This window comes from Coprococcus sp. AF16-5, assembly GCF_003479365.1.
Classification (GTDB): Bacteria; Bacillota; Clostridia; order Lachnospirales; family Lachnospiraceae; genus Coprococcus; species Coprococcus aceti.
Genome location: NZ_QUGZ01000002.1, coordinates 24,711 through 43,641 on the forward strand (window position 1 = coordinate 24,711; position 18,931 = coordinate 43,641).

General features: G+C 39.9%; 19 protein-coding genes. 2 read left to right on the plus strand and 17 right to left on the minus strand.

Annotation, left to right across the window (positions count from 1 at the left end; all coding sequences use genetic code 11):
* Window positions 1-61: 61 nt before the first annotated feature.
* Complete coding sequence (locus DWW70_RS05040) at window positions 62-247, minus strand: hypothetical protein (protein WP_058353765.1); 186 nt, start codon at window positions 245-247, stop codon at window positions 62-64.
* A 316-nt stretch (window positions 248-563) separates the two neighbouring features.
* Between DWW70_RS05040 and DWW70_RS05045 the strand changes: the two genes are divergently transcribed.
* Window positions 564-1,004, plus strand: coding sequence for a helix-turn-helix domain-containing protein (locus DWW70_RS05045; protein ID WP_118649360.1), 441 nt, complete (start codon window positions 564-566; stop codon window positions 1,002-1,004).
* A gap of 11 nt (window positions 1,005-1,015) precedes the next feature.
* On the opposite strand, the gene DWW70_RS05050 is transcribed toward DWW70_RS05045, so the two are convergent.
* The 7 genes from DWW70_RS05050 to DWW70_RS05080 form a co-directional block, all read right to left on the minus strand.
* Window positions 1,016-1,225 (minus strand): hypothetical protein, encoded by a 210-nt coding sequence (locus DWW70_RS05050; protein WP_118649361.1) that lies wholly within the window; start codon window positions 1,223-1,225, stop codon window positions 1,016-1,018.
* 266 nt (window positions 1,226-1,491) lie between these two features.
* Window positions 1,492-2,265: a hypothetical protein gene (locus tag DWW70_RS05055; protein ID WP_055271903.1), complete on the minus strand. Its 774-nt coding sequence runs from the start codon at window positions 2,263-2,265 to the stop codon at window positions 1,492-1,494.
* On the minus strand, window positions 2,258-3,898 hold the full coding sequence (locus DWW70_RS05060; protein ID WP_118649362.1) for a DNA primase family protein: 1,641 nt from the start codon (window positions 3,896-3,898) through the stop codon (window positions 2,258-2,260). The genes DWW70_RS05055 and DWW70_RS05060 overlap by 8 nt, the downstream gene beginning before the upstream one ends.
* Window positions 3,888-4,241 carry a hypothetical protein gene (locus tag DWW70_RS05065; RefSeq protein ID WP_118649363.1) on the minus strand — a complete coding sequence of 118 codons (354 nt, stop codon included), beginning with the start codon at window positions 4,239-4,241 and terminating at the stop codon, window positions 3,888-3,890. The genes DWW70_RS05060 and DWW70_RS05065 overlap by 11 nt, the downstream gene beginning before the upstream one ends.
* A gap of 425 nt (window positions 4,242-4,666) precedes the next feature.
* Window positions 4,667-5,641 carry an Abi family protein gene (locus DWW70_RS05070; protein ID WP_118649364.1) on the minus strand — a complete coding sequence of 325 codons (975 nt, stop codon included), beginning with the start codon at window positions 5,639-5,641 and terminating at the stop codon, window positions 4,667-4,669.
* A 127-nt stretch (window positions 5,642-5,768) separates the two neighbouring features.
* Complete coding sequence (locus DWW70_RS05075) at window positions 5,769-6,560, minus strand: hypothetical protein (RefSeq protein WP_118649365.1); 792 nt, start codon at window positions 6,558-6,560, stop codon at window positions 5,769-5,771.
* Between the two features lie 350 nt (window positions 6,561-6,910).
* Complete coding sequence (locus DWW70_RS05080) at window positions 6,911-7,795, minus strand: hypothetical protein (RefSeq protein WP_118649366.1); 885 nt, start codon at window positions 7,793-7,795, stop codon at window positions 6,911-6,913.
* 1,309 nt (window positions 7,796-9,104) lie between these two features.
* On the opposite strand from DWW70_RS05080, the gene DWW70_RS05090 reads away from it, so the two are divergent.
* Complete coding sequence (locus tag DWW70_RS05090; protein ID WP_082419695.1) at window positions 9,105-9,323, plus strand: helix-turn-helix domain-containing protein; 219 nt, start codon at window positions 9,105-9,107, stop codon at window positions 9,321-9,323.
* 317 nt (window positions 9,324-9,640) lie between these two features.
* Here the strand turns inward: DWW70_RS05090 and DWW70_RS05095 are convergent, their stop codons facing one another.
* From DWW70_RS05095 to DWW70_RS05135, 9 genes are all read right to left on the minus strand, one after another.
* Window positions 9,641-10,252, minus strand: a complete 612-nt coding sequence (locus DWW70_RS05095; RefSeq protein WP_118649368.1) for an ATP-dependent Clp protease proteolytic subunit — start codon at window positions 10,250-10,252, stop codon at window positions 9,641-9,643.
* A gap of 307 nt (window positions 10,253-10,559) precedes the next feature.
* Window positions 10,560-11,477, minus strand: a complete 918-nt coding sequence (locus DWW70_RS05100; RefSeq protein ID WP_118649369.1) for a DUF5688 family protein — start codon at window positions 11,475-11,477, stop codon at window positions 10,560-10,562.
* Window positions 11,478-11,618: 141 nt separating this feature from the next.
* On the minus strand, window positions 11,619-12,668 hold the full coding sequence (locus DWW70_RS05105) for a site-specific integrase (protein ID WP_055271912.1): 1,050 nt from the start codon (window positions 12,666-12,668) through the stop codon (window positions 11,619-11,621).
* A gap of 59 nt (window positions 12,669-12,727) precedes the next feature.
* Window positions 12,728-12,910, minus strand: a complete 183-nt coding sequence (locus DWW70_RS05110; protein ID WP_055271913.1) for a hypothetical protein — start codon at window positions 12,908-12,910, stop codon at window positions 12,728-12,730.
* Window positions 12,911-13,563: 653 nt separating this feature from the next.
* Window positions 13,564-14,751, minus strand: coding sequence for an elongation factor Tu (tuf, locus tag DWW70_RS05115; RefSeq protein WP_004850603.1), 1,188 nt, complete (start codon window positions 14,749-14,751; stop codon window positions 13,564-13,566).
* A 202-nt stretch (window positions 14,752-14,953) separates the two neighbouring features.
* Window positions 14,954-17,071, minus strand: coding sequence for an elongation factor G (gene fusA / locus DWW70_RS05120; RefSeq protein ID WP_118649370.1), 2,118 nt, complete (start codon window positions 17,069-17,071; stop codon window positions 14,954-14,956).
* A gap of 92 nt (window positions 17,072-17,163) precedes the next feature.
* Entirely contained in the window at window positions 17,164-17,634 is a 471-nt protein-coding gene (rpsG, locus tag DWW70_RS05125) for a 30S ribosomal protein S7 (protein ID WP_004850607.1), read from the minus strand.
* A 166-nt stretch (window positions 17,635-17,800) separates the two neighbouring features.
* The gene (rpsL, locus tag DWW70_RS05130) at window positions 17,801-18,220 is read right to left on the minus strand and encodes a 30S ribosomal protein S12 (RefSeq protein WP_004850608.1); all 420 of its coding nucleotides are present in this window, start codon (window positions 18,218-18,220) and stop codon (window positions 17,801-17,803) included.
* Between the two features lie 93 nt (window positions 18,221-18,313).
* Window positions 18,314-18,856, minus strand: a complete 543-nt coding sequence (locus DWW70_RS05135) for a hypothetical protein (protein ID WP_118649371.1) — start codon at window positions 18,854-18,856, stop codon at window positions 18,314-18,316.
* Between the last annotated feature and the right edge of the window lie 75 nt (window positions 18,857-18,931).

Consider the following 18,931-nt stretch of genomic DNA (forward strand, 5'->3'; position numbering starts at 1 on the left):
TCTTGTAGTCGCCACACCTAGGATTACTCCGGGTATGGCTTATTCAGTTATCAAAGTTCATCTATTGCGCTTCGCCATATCCGTAGCACTTCTTTTCGAAGTAGGCTCTCGGAACGGAACCTGCCTTGGTAAAATAACCCTGTGCTTTCAGTTCCTTATTCCATCCACGGATAACTGCATAAGCGGTTGATTCTGCAATTCCCAGAAGTTCTGCAACTTCCTTCGCAGATAAATAGCGTTTCGTCATACTCCTTCCTCCTTTCCACTAAAACTTATGTACGCTCTTGCACATGGCACTCACCTCCCATTCGCCAAGTCAGTAACCATATTGTTACTGTTGGTGTTTTGATTATGCAGTAACATATGTGTTTCTGTCAAGGAATGAGCGAGAATTTTTATCACTTATAAAAAATGCTTCTTTTTATAAAAATCTCTTCCCCATAGATCCAGCTCTGCATTCTGTCCTGAATTGTGAACTTTTCTATTGCTATACAGTAACATTTATGTTATTGTATTATTAGAAACGATATTGTTACTATTATGAAATTGGAAGGAGTTACACGATGGCTATTGGTGAACGAATAAAACGAATCAGAAATTTCCGCAAATTAACACAGGCACAGCTCGGTGAAGCTGTTGGTTTATCCGACGTACGAATCCGTCAGTACGAAATCGGCAACCGCACACCCAAAGAGGATATGATACAGGAGCTAGCAAAAGCTTTGAACTGTAATTACCGTTCCATCTACGAGCCTTCCCTCTACGCAGCGGAAGATGTAATGTATGCTCTCTTTGAATTGGATGAGCACTACAATATGCCCCTCTACGAAGTTACAGATCCCGAAGACCCTACCGAGAAGCATATCGCTGTTGGTTTTGATTATTCCTTACTTGATGATTTCCTGAATACCTGGAAAAAGAAAAAAGAGGACTTAGCCTCCGGTAAAATTACCAAAGAAGAGTATTTTGAATGGAAGATTAACTGGCCTCACGCCGAAGATTAGAAACACGTGTATCATACGCGTATCACAAGCCCATTTTGAGTGAAGAACTTGAAAAGGGCTTTTTCTATGTTCGACCATCTTCCGTTGAGAAATGTAACCTCGCCTGCCGGCTCGGTCGTGGCATTCGCCACATAAGAAAAGCCACTAATCCCAAAGGTCTTGAGCAAACTCAATCCCTTGGTTTTAGCGGCTTTCTTGCATTTCTCATTGCTAACACGCAAAAACCGCAACTCCTCATAAAATGAGGAATTGCGGCTTGTATTTAAGTTTCTATGATACGAAATCAAAGATTACTCGATGATAGTTGCAACTCTTCCTGAACCTACTGTTCTACCACCCTCACGTTTTATTCATGTGTCAAATGTCGTCAAATATGTCCATTTTCCGTGGGTTTTGTCCATATATCACACGCATTTTACACCCATTCCATGAGGTTTTCAATTTTTTAGGGTCAATATAGGGTCAAAGGCGCTAAATAGATGGGGCTTTAGTCGTCAACATCATGACCGTAATACTCCTCCCAGCTTCCAGCACCCGACTCAATCACCGGGTCATTCAAAAAACATATCTCATCGTCTTTTGCTTTCTTGCTGAGAACTTCCGCAACCAGTTCTTCGTCTTCTATATAAATATCATTATAGAAGTTATACAGGGAAGCGTAAACACCATTTGCTTTTGCAAGAAAAGCGTTTTGGGAAATCAAATCTTCTGCTGCCTTCGCCTGACTATTAAGCTTCTCAAGTTCTCCCGGAAGATGAGAGAATATTATATCCGTAACATCATCTATATCAAGCTCTGGAATAACGAACTCCTTCATTTTCTGTCTCAGATCATTGAAGCTAAATGAATTATAGGCAATATAGTTAAACACAAGCTTCTCCATGCGCTTGTTGTCCTCTTCTTCCATCTCACGTAAAGCATAATCCATATCGTCTTCCGACATTTCTGTATCTGCTTCACAGCAGCCCGTACCCTCATAAATATTTAAATAAAACCTGTGAAGCATATTAAATACGTGCGCTGCCTGTTCTAAACCCATCGCCTTATCAAGAGGGCTTGCCTTTTCATCATCAGGACTTGTTATAAGCTCTTCTATTTCAGATGGTAAAATGGAATATATGATCTCGGTGATCGCATCCAACTCCATCTCCGGCAAGTCGCCGCTTTCCATCTTTTCACGAATTTCTTTATAGTCAAGCCCTATGTATGCTACATACTCAAACAACTTCCGCTCGGCGGTATACTCTTTTTCTTTACTCATCGCAGGTATCTCCTTTCACAGTTTTTCTTAAAATACCTCTTACCTGTGTTTTACCGACTGGAATACACATAAGATAGATATTATCCTGCGTCAGATCCATGAAATCTCTGACATCGTACATGTATGTTAAAATCTCTGACTTTGACATCATGTCGCCGGTCCTGTAACGTTTCCCCTTATCTTCACAGTAAAACAGTGAGTCTTCTTCCTCATCTAAGATATCAAGCAAGTCATCAATAAAGACGGAGCGGTTTAATGGCTTTTCGCTTGGGTAGTTTTTCCTAAGAAAACCCTTGTACACCTCGAAAAGCCATGAGAACGGAACAATATCCCAGACAAGTACAGGTTCAATTTCTTTCCAAAGCTCACGGATCGGATCATTCAACGTCTTGATATCATCAAGCTCACGAAGACAGATATCAGGGATATGGTAGTCCTCGTCACAGTCCACACACATAAGAGCATGATTTAAGATGTATCTTAACACACGCTCATCCACAAGCACTGTAGACTTTAAATATTTGTTTTCTTTTCCGACAAAGCTTCTAAGAAATGGGATTGACAGTATTCTTCTGTAGGCAGATCCTGTTGTGTCTTCAAGCTTCAAGTTATCATTTAAGCAAAAGATACAGCGACCAGAAAATCTAAAATCAAAACTATCTCTGTACTTATATTCAATTCTGATGATATCGCCTGTTGCAAGGAGCTTCGCACGTTCCAAACCTTCAAGCTTCTTATTCTTTGATACCCTGTTCTCATCGGATAAAATAACAAGCTTGTTGAAAATGGCGGGGCCTATGTATTTATCCTCTGATAACTCACGGAGAGATATGGAACTTGTCCGCCGTTCTCCGCACAGACTGCGAATTGCTCTAAGGAGTGAGCCTTTACCATTTGCACCTGTATTTGAAACGAAAAATATCAATTTATCAAAGTGTGCAAATGGGCGGCATACAGAAGATATGACTTCCCACAAAAGGTCGTAGAGTTCTTTTCTGTCATCTGCGATCTCCATAAGCCACTTATCAAAATTGAAGATGAACTTTCCATCTTCTGTATCAAATTCAAACTCAGGATTAACAGCAGTTGCATCAAATGGCACAGACATTTTCCCAAGAAAAACATATTTGTCCGGGTCAAATGGATAAAGTTTCTTTGTGGAATAATCGAAGACGCCATTTGCCACAGGCACAAGGTGCTTATCCATAGTAAGGTGAGCAATCGGAGCTTTAAGCTTGATTGAAATAATTACCTCTTTAATATCGCTCTGCTTGGCAAGGTAATTGAGCTTTCTCACAGCATCCGCAATCAGATCATCAGCAGGAACATACAAGCCGTAATCTCTGCTGCTTTTGTCGTTATCGTATATGGCTAACATCGTCTCAGAGTCGCCGTCAGGGTTACAATCAATATTCACAACATTGAACATGTGTACAATTACATCCGCCATGACGGCATTATCGAGACGATCTGGAGCCTTATAAGCCGTATGGTAAATATGATTGTGGTTATAAATTTTGTTTTTAATAAAAGCAACAAGCTCCTCTTCCACATTCTCAAGCGGAGTGGTAAGTGAAACATGTCTGAGATATTCCGCAGTTGTCTCCCTTAAAATAGCATTTCTAGTCATCATAATATCCGCCGCCTTTCTTTACTACTGATAAATACCAGTCTTCATCCCATTCCGAGTCGTCCATCTCATAAAAGCTTATGATCTTAAACAACCTGTCAATCTGCCTGTCAAGAAGATTTATTTTCTCGTCTTTCTTACGTGAACTGCTTAAGATATTGCGTGTACGTTCACGCTCTCTTATAAGGCACTTCTCAATAATACCTTCTGCGCTCTTTTTGCTGACATTTGCAACAACCCCAACATGGGACTCTTCGTTAAAATGTGTCATATCTACGATGCCTGTTGTGACAAAGTTTAAAACAAGTTCATCAATCAGCATCTGTTCTGTTTCATTGTCTAACATTTTGTTCTCTCCTTTTTTCTGGCTTTATATAAACCAGTTATTTTTTATATCCGTTTCAGGCACCCCCCCACGAGGTGCCTATTTGAAAATATCAAGGAGATAAAATAAGATGCTAACTATGGTAACTTATGAATATCTGGCAAATAACTCCCGGCAGTAAAATCAGATGGCAAAATATATCTTATAAGTCAAGCGACATTACGCTCGTCATCAGACGAGGCAGCGCTTGACCAGACCAAAGAGATACCACAATAAAAAAAGAGGTCTAGGTAATGACCACAGTCATCAACTAGACCTCGTAACTATAAAAAAAAGGAAGCCGGACGCATCCAACTTCCTTAGGCATAGTCCGCAGACGTCCGCCGCAATTCTGTAATATATTATGCCATACTAAAGGCTTTTATGCAATAGTTCTTTATGATATATTATAAATATTTTTTTAGTAGTTCTAGCTTTGTTCTAGTATCCGTGTATACAATAGTATTGAAAATGGATGTAGAAACCTTTGCTCTCAACTCTTCAGAGTTTTTTTCATACAATTTGATAAACGACATAATTTTTTTCTTTGGGCATTTCAATAATTTCATCATGAAACTTATGAGAATTACATAATCAACAATAGAGTCAAACTTAATATTAGTAATTCCTGTTTCAGCACTTATAAATCCATCTATTCTCCTACTTACTTTACCTGTTTTAAATCGGGTATCAAAAATTATATTATTATGAGCTACGGAGTTCCTTAAATCCTTTAATGTATACACTATCATTGGTAATAGCTTACCATCTCCGTCATATACAACCTTTATACCAACGCTCTCAGAAACCTTTTTCCTAACATCAGGGGCAAGGCAATCAATAAATGTACCAAATTCGCCAAGACAAATTAATTCAAATATCGCCCATATAGGAAGTGGCTGGTCTTTATCATAATAATGATTTACTATAAACCGCTTGCCATAGTCTCTGGAAATAAGGCTGTACACCTTATTTCTAAGATTCATCCTCTTATTTATAGCCTTTTTGTATCCATCACTGCCTATCGGATATGACTTGTAATCCGTTAATAGCTTTGCATAAATATCCGCAAATCGTTTACTGTTTGCTTCCTCTAAAATAACTTCTAATACATAGTTTTTAAACGTCGTTTCCAGAAACATTATCTCTGGATAAAACATCGTCTTAATTGCCATATCATACTCATAAATCGCCTGCACCTCATCAAAGGAATTAAATGTATACATATTTGTCGGATTATTATGATAACGATATCCCTTATACCCATGGAAATATCCCATATATCTAAGTTTTTTCTTATCACCACTTCCTAAAATTTTTAATCCTTTTGTATCTCGCATATATGCCATTAACGCATTTATACTTTTAGGCTTCTTTTGCATTCACACCAAACTCCTTTAAATAAAAATCAAATTACAAACTATAATATTGCATCATTATATTTTATTATATCTAATCTATGATACAAAATCTATGTTTTTTTGTACTATATATTTAAAGGCTTTGTTACTACCTATACTGCTTGGCACGTGCAGCCGCTGCATTCGCCCGGTTTCTTGCAGTCTTAGCCTGATAGGAATTTCTATTGTAGGCTTCCTGTTTCCTTGCGTAATATTCAAGGTATGCAGCTTCTTTCTTAGCCTGTTTCTCTTCATAATAGTAATTGTTAGTGTTTTGATATTTTCCTGTACCCCAAAACCTGTCAATACTATCTGTCATACCTTCAACATTCCACTGCCGAAGTTTCTCCTTAACCATCCTGTCTATATCCTCTTGATCCTTCTTCTTCTGTTTCTTTCGCCACTCAATAAACCTTTTAAGATAGGACTTCTCATTTTTAGCTTCTACTTTCTTTGGTGGATTTCTCTTTGCTTCAAGTATGGCTATTGCCTGCCCTACTGAAGAAGCCTTCCCCCTTTTCAAAAGCTTTATTATCTGGTTTAAGGATGAGTTATCGTAATAGCTGATATAAAAGTTGCCAAGACATTTACTAATCACAGCCCAATATCCCTTTTTCGCACCTGAGCGCCAGATAAGTTTATATACCGGCTTCCTTGTAAGAAGAAAGAGAAATATAGTTCCAAAGATAATCGTATATGACAGGCAGTCTTTTTCACCAAAGTAAGCATTAAGCCCAAACCAAAAAGCTGCCGGCGCAGATATCAGAAAAGCAAGCGATCCCAGCTCACCTTCTGCGAGCCAGTGGTTTAACCACAATCTAAAGAAATATAGTTTATGCTGCCTCTTAAACTCCTTCACCTTTTTCACCTGTGCGATCTGCGCATCATTTTTTCCTGCCATAAAAAACCTCCCTCTATAACCCATTATCATGTGTACTACTTACCGTACATATAGTAAACTAATTTGTTATCTTTGTAAATATATCTCAGCAAACAAAACCCCTGACATCTGAGCTAGGCTAATTGTTTATGATATTGAAAAGTGTCAGTAGATCATGGGAACTGACAAGTGAACTTTCTGACAAGGCATGCTTTAGGATGTCGGCGTCGATTGGTCGCATTAGAATGATGCTCCTTTCTGGTGAAGATGTTAAGGATATGATGCAAATAAATAACAGAAATTCATTGATTAATCAATGAATTTCTGTTATAGTGTAATTGTTATATGAAACAGCATATCTAAGTGCAGAACTACTTAGTAGCTCCACACTTAGAACACTTCTGTATAGATACATATTCAGCCTTATGGTGTACAGTGTGTGTCTTAGCCGGAATTGTCTTAGTTGTATATTCAGCATCATGATGAACTGTTTTGTACTGTGCAGCATGATGCTTAGTTTCATATATTTCTTCAACGTGATTATTGCTTCTGCATGGTCCATCACCGAGCATGTGTATAAAACAATCATGTTCTTCACACCATTCGAGTCCAACACCAGTTACATCTTCACCAGTATCGTTCTGAATTACACGTTCGCCGACGCAAACTTTCTCATCATAAGCATCCTTAACGCATACTTTTTCATCCCATGCGTCCTTTACCTTAACCTTCTGAGTCTTCTCAGGCTCATCGACGATGGTCTCGTCCCAGGCATCCTTAACTACCTTCTGTTCAGTTACCCAGTTATGTGAGCAACCAGTCTTTTCAGTTGATGGCTCCTCAGTTGGCTGTGGAGCAGGTGCCTTGGTTGTGTCTTCGGTTGGCTTTTCTGTGGTAGCCTTAGGCTCCTCCGATACGTTTTCTGATGGCTTCTTATCTGTCTTATCGGCAGTTGCCTTATCAGTCTTGCCTGACTTTGCTGCCTTATCAGAAGTCTTATCAGACTTAGAGTCTGTGTTCTTATCCTTGGATGTGATAGTTACGTTATGGTCATCACCTACAAGGTTCTTCCAATAGTCCTTATCTACATCCTTAGTGTTGATAGTTACCTTTGTTTCAGTGGTTGCATCAGTGCTTGATGCAGTGGTACCGTTAGTACCTACGTTTACGTTCTTGTGGTTGCAGCCAACGAGTGAGATAGCACCGCCTACGAGCATGAGTGTGAGTGCTGCTGCAGTTAATATTTTCTTATTCATGATAGATCACCTTAATTTACCTTTCTGTGTTATTGCGACTTTTATGTAAGTCACGGATGAAGCTTAAAAATGTTATTAGTGACAGTTGAGTCTTTTTAGAATTTGCCTATAACACGGATTACATAATTAAATCCCTCCCCCATAAAAATATAGAAATTTTATATCTCTACCGAACATCCGACTGAGGATGTATAATAGAACCAAATTATATCTACGATAATTTATAGGGCACTCGTGAACAGATATTCAGTTGCTGTGCAACTATATATCTGCTCATGAGCAAGCGGAAAAAAACACCCTTAGTTTTTTTCCGTGCAGTAAGAGCTTTCACCGAAATGAAATGGAGATGAAAGTGTGTCTCAGACACAACACCGTCGGCTGTGCCGACCATATCAGACAATATATATATATATTGTCTGATGTGTCAGTGTCTCTTATGCCCTTTATACTTTTTTCTCGAAAAATATGACTTTTTAACTCCAAATGGCGATATGCCTTATTTATCAATGCTTGCGCAGGGTGCAATTCGATGCCTAAAAGGGGGTGCAATTAAGGTAACCTTCGTTACCTTAAGGCTCATAAACCGCATCAATGCTAGTGCAGGTAGTAACCTGCTCAGGCATGTCGATGACACAGGGGTGCAAATGATAAAACCCCCGAAAAAAATAGCTTTTGTCACCCTATTTTCACTACATCATTGATGTACTATATTTACTACTATATTGTGGTATATTCATACTTTATGGAGCAGCCATAATCACAAGATCGACTAACTTTTCATACCAAAATCTTTAATACCTGCTACGTCAATGTAACCCAATATGCTATAAAGCATTGATAATCTCGCCCATTTCGAGACTCCAGAAAGTCCATTTTATAATTAAATAACCCATTTCGTGACCAGTAAAAGTCCATATACCGGTTAAATAGCCCATTCGGAGACCAATATAAGTCCATATACCGGTTAAATAACCCACTTGGAGACCAATATAAGTCCATATACCGGTTAAATAACCCACTTGGAGACCAATATAAGTCCATTTCCATAGAATATAACCCACTTGGAGACCAGCAAAAGTCCAATTACTAATTAAATAACCCATCTGGAGACCAATATAAGTCCATTTAATTTAGATATAGCCCATTTGTGGGTCAAATTAGGGCTATATAATTTTTATATCGACTTTGTTATATCATAGTTTCTTCAATATGTAAAGGTTGCCGTACGCACGTTATCTCTTACATTTTCATTTATCGTACACAATTATAGAATTTTATTATATATAATTACGAAACGGAGGAGTAAACTTTGATATCATATAAACCTCTTTTTAACACCATGAAGCAGCGAGGAATAACCTCTTACCGTCTTGAAAAGCTGGGATTTTCAAGAACTAATTACTACAGTATCAAACACGGCAATCCAGTCAACACAACTACTATCGACTCCCTCTGTAGATTGCTTAATTGTAACGTGTATGATATCCTCGAATATATACCTGATGATAAGATAGACGAATATCAATAAAAGACCGGGAAGTTAATTTAATGAGACACGAGACACTCAATTTTTTAAACTTTTAAAATTTCATACATGTAAAAAATAAAAAAGTATATTTTTTGCGTGTCTCATGTCTCACCCTACTTTTCCCTTGTAAAAAAAAAATGTGGACTGACCGAGCTTTACGCTCGGCACGTCCACATTTTTCGGTTATATAATTATCTTTAATCTCTGTTCCTCTCTTATAAACTCTCTCCATACCTTAAGAGCAAAGGGGAAGGAGTCAGTAGGGGGGAGTGTCAAGGCTTTCGTCAGGAGCTTCCATATTATATAACTCCTAACTTCTATAATGAGTGTACAATCTTATCTGCAATGCCAAGCTTTACAGCTTCATCGGCATTTAAGAACCATTTACGATTAGTTATCTTGCCACGAACCGTTTTCTTACTTAACCCTGTTCGCTCAGATATAATGTTGAGTGCCGTTTCTTTATGGTTCTTTAGATCGTCGCAGATATAATCTATTCCCTCTATGCTCTCATTTGAGATACTACCACCTGAAAAACACGGCTCATGGAACATCACACGGCTATATGGCATGAGGCATCGCTCAGAACCGGCAAGGAACACCAAAGCAGCAGCACTGTACGCATATCCTGTCACAACTGTTCTGATTTTCAACGGAGTGTGAAGCAGATAATCATACAAGTTAAGTGATGTAAGGCTGCCACCGGGACTGCTTATGTAGATCGTCACATTAACATCAATCTGATTGATGATACCTGAAAAGGTGCAATCTTCTTCGATAATTATAAGCTGACTAAGCAGGGAGTCCACTGTATCAGGTGTAATTCTCCCCTGAAGCCAGAGTTTTCTATCGTTAAACATGTAATCTTCCATCGAGACAAGCCTGCTTCCATCCTTGCCACCAATACCTATACTTGGGTCTCTAAACATATATATTTCCTCCTTAGAAATCTGATAATCTGTAGTGACAAACTGTGTCTTTCCTCTCTGAAATCTTTAGCCGGACAGAGACCGCTGTTGCTTTCGGACTGTAGACGCTGCAACTGCATCTTCGCTATATGCTATTGTCAAAGAGCATATTTCACGCTCTTTTCTTGCAAAAGAAAAGGCACCAGAGGGTACACTTCTAGCGTGAAATACTCTCTGATGCCTTAAAAAGGTCTTTATAAACTTGTAATCACTCCCATTTATGGGAACGGTTTTCAATATAGCACAGTTCAAAGGATGAAGTCAATACCTATTTGGTAATATTGGATATCTTATTACTCGAAGCGTCATACATGAAAACGTCATCAGACAGATAGCTTCCGGAGTCCTGCAAGGTCTTGTTCGCAGATCTAACTATCTCTAACATACCTGTTTTGTCAACAAAAGCGTCCTCCGGGATAAGGAAAAGCTCATGTATACTTGATGGCAGGATGTAAACTCTGTCACACCTATGATCTTCGCAGAACGCCTTTAACACATCATCATACAGAATAACGGACGCTCCGTTTATGCCTACGATATTTGTGATAATGTATACCTTGTCATCTATGTTGATCTTTTCAACTGCATCTTCGCCGCACACACGCTTTATCCAACTAGCAAGACTCCTTACACTATACGGAAATTTCATTTGCGTATTACGCTTTGCTATTTCGTACACAACTTCAAGCGGCATGCCGATGACGTCAAGCATCTCTTTCGTAAGCTTTGATGTGTAAATCCCTTTGTCACTTATACTTACAAACACATGCAGTACAGCGACAAGACCATCTGCTACAGGCACATAGACACAGTTAGATAAATACTGCTCATTGTTATCTGTGCCGGTCAGCTTTACAATGACTCTTTTCAAAAGCTCCGATTTGTTTAAGAACACAAACGGATCAATATTTGCTGCCATCGCATCCTTTGTATTCTCATCGACTATCCTCTGGACTTCGACACTTACATCCTGTATGGACATGCGATTGTCCATGTAGCGTCTGTAGTAGTCGTTTAGGTAGACATTTGGCGATACACGGTTATTCTTAGTGCGGACTGTAACCCCTACAAGTATCTCATCGTGGTTCTTCACTACCTTCTGAACTTCTACATCGTCATACTTTCCAAGCAGGAGATCCCTCACTTCATTTGCAAAATCTGTCAACTCTTTCAGGTCGTTTGCCATTTTTACTTTACCTCTCTTTCGATTTTTGTTCTTCGATTGAGCATCACAAGATGCATAAAAGCCATTTGCAATTTATGCAACGGCTATTAGAGGCAAAAAAAATGCATCAACAGATACTATCTGTTAATGCACTGTATAACGTTATTTTGCAGCATCAAGCATATTGGCTAATTCTCTCTGCTTGTTCGGATAGAGGTGTCCGTATGTATTCAGCGTGATCTTAATATCCTTATGACCTAATCTTTCCTTAATTCTCATCGCATCAACACCCCGATCTATCAGATATGATGCATGGGAATGCCGTAAGTCATGAATACGGATGCGCTTAACACCGGCTTTTTCAATATCACGCTTAAACTTATTTTCTACTGCCTTAGGTACGACAGGAAACAATCTCTCATTCCTCGGGTACTTGTACAGCCGGTTATAGTAGTCCTTTACCTCTTCCAGTAAGAAATCCGGCATACTGATTGATCGTATGGAGTTCTCAGTCTTAGGAGCAGTGATAATATCCTTTCTTTCCAGCCTGTAGTATGTCTTAGTAATGCGAAGCTCCTTCCTGTCAAAGTCAAAATCTGATATTGTAAGCGCAAGAGCTTCACCAATTCGTATACCTGTCCAAAACAGCAATTCAAAAAGCACGTAATACTTATCAGACTTATCTACAACAGAGATAAACCTGTCATATTCTTCCTTTGTCCAGAAATCAATATGGTCTGCATCTGATTTTCCCATCTTCTCAACACTTACACAGGGATTTTTAAGACCATATATCTTTGCAGCGTGCGTATATAATGCTGTAAGCTGGTTCTGTACCATGCGAAGATATGTCTGTGAATAGCCTTTCTCTTCCATGGCATTCTGCCACTGGATGATATCCGATGATGTAACCTCATCAACTTTCTTGTTCTTGAAGTACGGAAGAATATGCTTGTCAATCATGTACTTTTTATTATAGACAGTACGTTCTTTAAGCTTGTTCTTCTTGTCTTCAAAGTATATTTTGACATATGCTTCAAATGAAATATGCATGCTTCTATTTTCTTTTGCAATGAAATCAGCCTGCCAGCGTAAAGCATCCCTTTTTGTCTTAAACCCCCGCTTAGTAGTCTGGTGTCTGTCACCTTGCCAGTCTTTGAAATAGAACTTACAAAACCAACTTGCGGTCTTGTCGTCTTTATACACACCCATTAAATCAACCCCTTTCAACAAACAAAGGTGTTAGCTAGGCTAACACCTTTGCTCAGAACTTATGCACAACTCATACCGTACCATCGCTCATTAAAATAAGCTCGTGATACTTTTCCGGGAATGGTGATGTAATTATTTGCTTCAAGCTCTGCATTCAGGCTTCTTATCATCTGATATGCTTTTGAGCGACTGATCCCAAGTAAGCCTATCAAATCATCAGCAGAATAATATATTTTCTCCATGCCATCACATCCTTTCCTTAAATTTATGTTGGGGCATTTATGCCGTTTGGTGTACGTTTTTTCCTCTCTGTATATATAATACCTTCTCCTCTATACACAGTCAAACGACCACAAAAGGCTGTAAATCTCCTCATAAACGAGTAGATTTTTCTTATCTCAAAAAAAAATCTGCTCATATATGAGCAGAAAAAATAATTATAAAATTTTTATAAATTTTTATTTTTCGACAATTTTCATTGCAGTAGTGGGCTTCGGCATCACCTGCTTTTGTGCCGGATACACATTCGGTAAAGATAGTAATAAACCACAAAAGTAACCGCCCACGTCTGGAAAACTAAGCGGCATTTTTGTCAAACTAATTTTCTTGGGCTAACCGTCTGTCGGTAGCACCTTTTTCTGTATTCAAATTAACACGCATCTACGTGTATGTCAAAGTATTTTATCCCCTGTACCCTTAATATCCTATCTGTACCCTCTCTGTTTTTAGAACTTCCCTCTGGAACTTTTTGTGTCATTTGTAGGGTCAAAGCTCATTTTTTGCTCTAAAATAGGGTCAAAATAGGGTCAAAACCCATTTTCAAGCAGAAAAAAAGACCTCCGAGGGCGAACCCTCGAAGGTCTGAAAATCCTTTATTTATGCGGTTTATCAGCGATTACTCGATGATAGTTGCAACTCTTCCTGAACCTACAGTTCTACCACCCTCACGGATAGCGAATGTAAGACCCTGGCTCATAGCGATTGGGTGGATGAGCTCGATTGTCATCTCTACGTTATCACCAGGCATGCACATCTCTGTACCAGCTGGAAGGTTACATACACCTGTAACGTCTGTTGTTCTGAAGTAGAACTGTGGACGATAGTTGTTGAAGAATGGTGTATGACGACCACCCTCGTCCTTTGTCAGAACGTAAACCTGTGCTGTGAACTTTGTATGACATGTAATTGAACCTGGCTTACAAAGAACCTGTCCTCTTACGATGTCCTCTCTCTTGATACCACGAAGAAGGGCACCGATGTTATCACCAGCCTGACCTTCGTCAAGGAGCTTTCTGAACATCTCGATACCTGTTACTGTTGTCTTCTGGATCTCTGGCTTGATACCAACGATCTCAACTTCATCATTGAGGTGAATTACACCAGCCTCTACTCTACCAGTAGCAACTGTACCACGACCTGTGATTGTGAATACGTCCTCTACAGGCATGATGAATGGCTTATCTGTATCTCTCTGTGGATCTGGAATATATGAATCAATTGTATCCATAAGCTCCATGATCTTGTCTCCCCAAGGTCCCATTGGATCCTCAAGAGCCTTAAGAGCTGAACCCTTAACGATAGGACAATCATTGAATCCGTACTCCTCAAGCTGCTCTGTAACTTCCATCTCAACGAGCTCGATAAGCTCCTCATCGTCTACCATATCACACTTGTTAAGGAATACAACGATGTAAGGAACACCAACCTGACGTGAAAGAAGGATATGCTCCTTTGTCTGAGCCATAACACCATCAGTAGCAGCAACAACAAGGATAGCACCATCCATCTGAGCTGCACCAGTGATCATGTTCTTAACGTAGTCAGCATGTCCTGGACAGTCAACGTGTGCGTAATGTCTCTTCTCTGTCTCGTACTCAACGTGAGCTGTAGAGATAGTGATACCTCTTTCTCTCTCCTCTGGAGCCTTATCAATGTTCTCGAAATCTGTAGCTGTGTTACCAGCAACTCTCTCTGAAAGAACCTTTGTGATAGCAGCTGTAAGAGTAGTCTTACCGTGATCTACGTGTCCGATTGTACCGATGTTACAATGTGGCTTACTTCTATTAAACTTTTCCTTTGCCATGATATAAAATCCTCCTTAAAAATTATACCCCACGCGGGTTACTCGGCTAAAAATCATTATATAGAAAATACTAGAGATTTTCAACCATTTTTTATCTCTTTATACTAGCAGGCTAACGATATGTAATCTTTAACCTGCCAGCATATATAATTTTTTATTTATATGACCTGAAAGACCAGGAAAATGTCTTTCGTCAAATATCTTACTTAGAATGCTCTGCGATAACCTTCTCCTGAATGCTCTTTGGACACTGAGCGTACTTCTCAAAGAACATTGAGTAGTTACCACGACCCTGTGTTGATGAACGAAGCTCTGTTGAGTATCCGAACATCTCTGCAAGTGGAACGAATGCTCTGACGATCTTACCACCGCCGATATCATCCATACCCTCGATCTGTCCTCTCTTAGCATTTAAGCTTCCGATTACATCACCGAGGTACTCCTCAGGCATTGTAACCTCAACCTTCATGATAGGCTCAAGAAGAACTGGGTCAGCCTTAGCCATAGCCTCCTTGAATGCCATAGAACCAGCGATGTGGAATGCCATCTCTGATGAATCGACCTCATGGTATGATCCATCGTATACGTTAGCATAAACACCAAGTACTGGGTAGCCGCCAAGGATACCAGCCTTAGCTGCCTCTTCGATACCCTCTCCAACTGCTGGGATGTACTCCTTAGGAATAGCACCACCGACAACTGTTGACTCGAACTTGAATGTCTCCTCACCGTTAGGATCCATAGGCTCGAACTTAACCTTACAATGACCGTACTGTCCACGACCACCTGACTGCTTAGCATACTTGCTGTCGATATCAACTGGCTTTGTGAATGTCTCCTTGTAAGCAACCTGAGGTGCACCAACGTTTGCCTCAACCTTGAACTCACGGAGAAGACGATCAACGATAACCTCAAGGTGAAGCTCACCCATTCCGGCAATGATTGTCTGTCCTGTCTCTTTGTCTGTATGAGCCTTGAATGTAGGATCCTCCTCAGCAAGCTTTGCGAGTGCCTCACCCATCTTACCCTGATCATTCTTGGTCTTAGGCTCGATAGCAAGCTCGATAACTGGCTCTGGGAATTCCATTGACTCAAGGATAACTGGATGCTGCTCATCACAGATTGTGTCACCTGTAGTTGTAAGCTTGAAACCTACAGCAGCTGCGATATCTCCTGAGTAAACCTTATCAATCTCTTTACGAGCGTTGGCATGCATCTGTACGATACGTCCTACACGCTCCTTCTTATCCTTTGTTGCATTCAGTACATATGAACCTGAGTTCAGTGTACCTGAGTAAACTCTGAAGAATGCAAGCTTTCCAACGAATGGATCTGTCATGATCTTGAATGCAAGAGCTGAGAATGGCTCATCATCTGATGAATGACGAACAACCTCGTTACCGTCTGGATCAACACCTGTGATATCAGGGATATCTGTTGGTGCTGGCATGTACTCGATAACACCGTCAAGCATCTTCTGAACACCCTTGTTCTTGTAAGCTGAACCAAGGAATACAGGAACTGCCTCACTTGCGATAGTTGCTCTACGAAGAACCTTCTTCATCTCATCGATTGATGGCTCCTCGCCCTCAAGGTACATCATCATTAAGTCGTCATCTAACTCGCAGATCTTCTCGACAAGGTTCTCATGCCACTTGTCTGCAAGCTCCTTAAGGTCATCAGGGATAGTTGTGATCTCGATGTCCTCGCCCTTATCATCTTTGTAGTAGTATGCTTCCATCTCGAACAGATCGATCAGACCGATGAAGTCTGACTCTTTTCCGATAGGGATCTGTACTGGAATTGCATTCTTGCCCAGACGATCAATGATTGTCTGAACTGAGTAGAAAAAGTCTGCACCCATTTTATCCATCTTGTTGATGAATGCCATACGAGGTACATTGTATGTGTCAGCCTGACGCCATACGTTCTCTGACTGAGGCTCTACACCAGCCTTAGCATCGAATACACCTACAGCTCCGTCAAGTACACGAAGTGAACGCTCAACCTCAACAGTGAAGTCAACGTGTCCCGGAGTATCGATGATGTTGATTCTGTGCTCTAACGCGCCAGCCTTTGGTTTGTGATGATCCTCAAGTGTCCAATGGCATGTTGTAGCAGCTGAAGTAATTGTTATACCTCTCTCCTGCTCCTGCTCCATCCAGTCCATGGTAGCTGTACCGTCATGAGTATCACCAATCTTATAGTTAACACCAGTATAGTATAAGATACGCTCTGTAAGAGTTGTCTTACCGGCATCGATATGAGCCATAATACCAATGTTTCTTGTTCTGTCCAATGGATATTCTCTTCCAGCCAACGGATTGTCCTCCTTTTGCTATTTTTCGTAACACATCTATTGTGTCCCATATACACATAAGCATGCATACAAATGCATTCTCACACAGATAACTAGAATCTGTAGTGAGCGAATGCCTTGTTTGCCTCTGCCATCTTGTGCATGTCTTCTTTTCTCTTTACAGATGCACCTGTGTTGTTAGCTGCATCCATGATCTCCTTCGCAAGTCTCTCTTCCATAGTCTTCTCACTTCTTGCACGTGAGAAAGCTGTTAACCAACGAAGTCCAAGAGCCTGTCTTCTGTCAGGTCTTACATCGATAGGTACCTGGTATGTTGCACCACCGATACGTCTAGCCTTAACCTCGAGGAGTGGCATAATGTTGTTCATAGCCTCTTCGAATACCTCTAATGCAGGCTTACCAGTCTCTTCTGCGATACGATCAAATGCACCGTAGACGATCTTCTGTGCTACACCCTTCTTACCATCTAACATAATGTTGTTGATAAGCTTTGTAACGACCTTATTGTTGTAAATTGGATCCGCTAATACGTCTCTCTTTGCGATATGTCCTTTACGTGGCACGGTTCTTCCCTCCTTAATTATTTATTAAATCTTCGGTACTCACATTCTCTATATAATTATGGAATGTGTTCGTGCTGTTATCTGTCTTAATTGTTTCTATCTGAATTATTATCTATATAAAAACATGACCTTACCAGCACAAATTAGAATTGTGTTCTAGCATGTTTTATTTTGCATCCTTAGGACGCTTTGCACCATACTTTGAACGAGCCTGACGTCTCTTTGCTACACCTGCTGTATCAAGAGTACCTCTGATGATATGGTATCTTGTACCAGGTAAGTCCTTTACTCTTCCACCACGGATAAGTACAACGCTATGCTCCTGAAGGTTATGACCCTCACCTGGGATATAACTTGTTACTTCGATTCCGTTTGAAAGACGTACTCTGGCGATCTTTCTAAGAGCTGAGTTAGGCTTCTTAGGAGTAGCTGTCTTAACTGCTGTACAAACTCCTCTCTTCTGTGGTGAGCTTGTCTCTACTGGCTTCTTCTTAAGTGAGTTGAAACTTCTCTGAAGAGCTGGTGCAGTTGACTTCTTCTCTACTGTCTGTCTTCCTTTTCTAACTAACTGGTTAAATGTTGGCATGTTTTCACCTCCTGTATATAAATTAAAAATGATAAAGCATGTTTTTACGCATGCTTTATCATTATATAGTCGAGTATTTTCTCTGTCAAGCATTTATTTGACAAATATTTTCTTAACGAACTCAAAGACTCTCTCTGTTTCCATTGCCAGTCTGGCTTGATCAAATTCTGTATAACCTTCATTTACAAGAAACGCCTGTCCCATTATATATTTGTGCATTTCCTCATTTATCTGATCTGCAACAATCTCATCACAGTGAAGTGTCTCAACTAACATCTTCTCTGTCCTGGTATCCTTAAACAGTCCATGTCCCGAGTCATTGTCTGCAACGAGCTGTCTGAACAACACCCTCTCACTGTCTGCAAACTCACAGAGAATAGTGGTCTGGCTGACATAATCCGCATTCTCTTTCTTACACAGACTTGTCTTCAGGGAACCGTAAACCTCATTTATACGCTCTGTTGTAATCTCTATAACAGCTCCCATATCAACAAAATTCTCATATATTGGTTGTGTTGAACAGGAAATCTCTTTTGCCAGTTTTCTTGCTGTTATTGCGGCAATTCCTTCTCTTCTGGCAAGGTTATACGCCGCTTCTAATATACCTTCTTTATTGATTTTCTTTACAGCAGCCATATTATTCCATTTCTTTCTTACTAAATATTTCCAAAAAGAAATCCGGCATATCCTATTTCTCACAGGTATATCTGA

What these genes read in the sequence shown, in the direction of transcription:
- DWW70_RS05040 (WP_058353765.1), bottom strand. Translation starts at nt 247, where the DNA reads ATGACGAAACGCTATTTATCTGCGAAGGAAGTTGCAGAACTTCTGGGA.
- DWW70_RS05045 (WP_118649360.1), top strand. Translation starts at nt 564, where the DNA reads ATGGCTATTGGTGAACGAATAAAACGAATCAGAAATTTCCGCAAATTA.
- DWW70_RS05055 (WP_055271903.1), bottom strand. Translation starts at nt 2,265, where the DNA reads ATGAGTAAAGAAAAAGAGTATACCGCCGAGCGGAAGTTGTTTGAGTAT.
- DWW70_RS05060 (WP_118649362.1), bottom strand. Translation starts at nt 3,898, where the DNA reads ATGATGACTAGAAATGCTATTTTAAGGGAGACAACTGCGGAATATCTC.
- DWW70_RS05065 (WP_118649363.1), bottom strand. Translation starts at nt 4,241, where the DNA reads ATGTTAGACAATGAAACAGAACAGATGCTGATTGATGAACTTGTTTTA.
- DWW70_RS05070 (WP_118649364.1), bottom strand. Translation starts at nt 5,641, where the DNA reads ATGCAAAAGAAGCCTAAAAGTATAAATGCGTTAATGGCATATATGCGA.
- DWW70_RS05075 (WP_118649365.1), bottom strand. Translation starts at nt 6,560, where the DNA reads ATGGCAGGAAAAAATGATGCGCAGATCGCACAGGTGAAAAAGGTGAAG.
- DWW70_RS05080 (WP_118649366.1), bottom strand. Translation starts at nt 7,795, where the DNA reads ATGAATAAGAAAATATTAACTGCAGCAGCACTCACACTCATGCTCGTA.
- DWW70_RS05095 (WP_118649368.1), bottom strand. Translation starts at nt 10,252, where the DNA reads ATGTTTAGAGACCCAAGTATAGGTATTGGTGGCAAGGATGGAAGCAGG.
- DWW70_RS05100 (WP_118649369.1), bottom strand. Translation starts at nt 11,477, where the DNA reads ATGGCAAACGACCTGAAAGAGTTGACAGATTTTGCAAATGAAGTGAGG.
- DWW70_RS05105 (WP_055271912.1), bottom strand. Translation starts at nt 12,668, where the DNA reads ATGGGTGTGTATAAAGACGACAAGACCGCAAGTTGGTTTTGTAAGTTC.
- DWW70_RS05110 (WP_055271913.1), bottom strand. Translation starts at nt 12,910, where the DNA reads ATGGAGAAAATATATTATTCTGCTGATGATTTGATAGGCTTACTTGGG.
- tuf (WP_004850603.1), bottom strand. Translation starts at nt 14,751, where the DNA reads ATGGCAAAGGAAAAGTTTAATAGAAGTAAGCCACATTGTAACATCGGT.
- rpsL (WP_004850608.1), bottom strand. Translation starts at nt 18,220, where the DNA reads ATGCCAACATTTAACCAGTTAGTTAGAAAAGGAAGACAGACAGTAGAG.
- DWW70_RS05135 (WP_118649371.1), bottom strand. Translation starts at nt 18,856, where the DNA reads ATGGCTGCTGTAAAGAAAATCAATAAAGAAGGTATATTAGAAGCGGCG.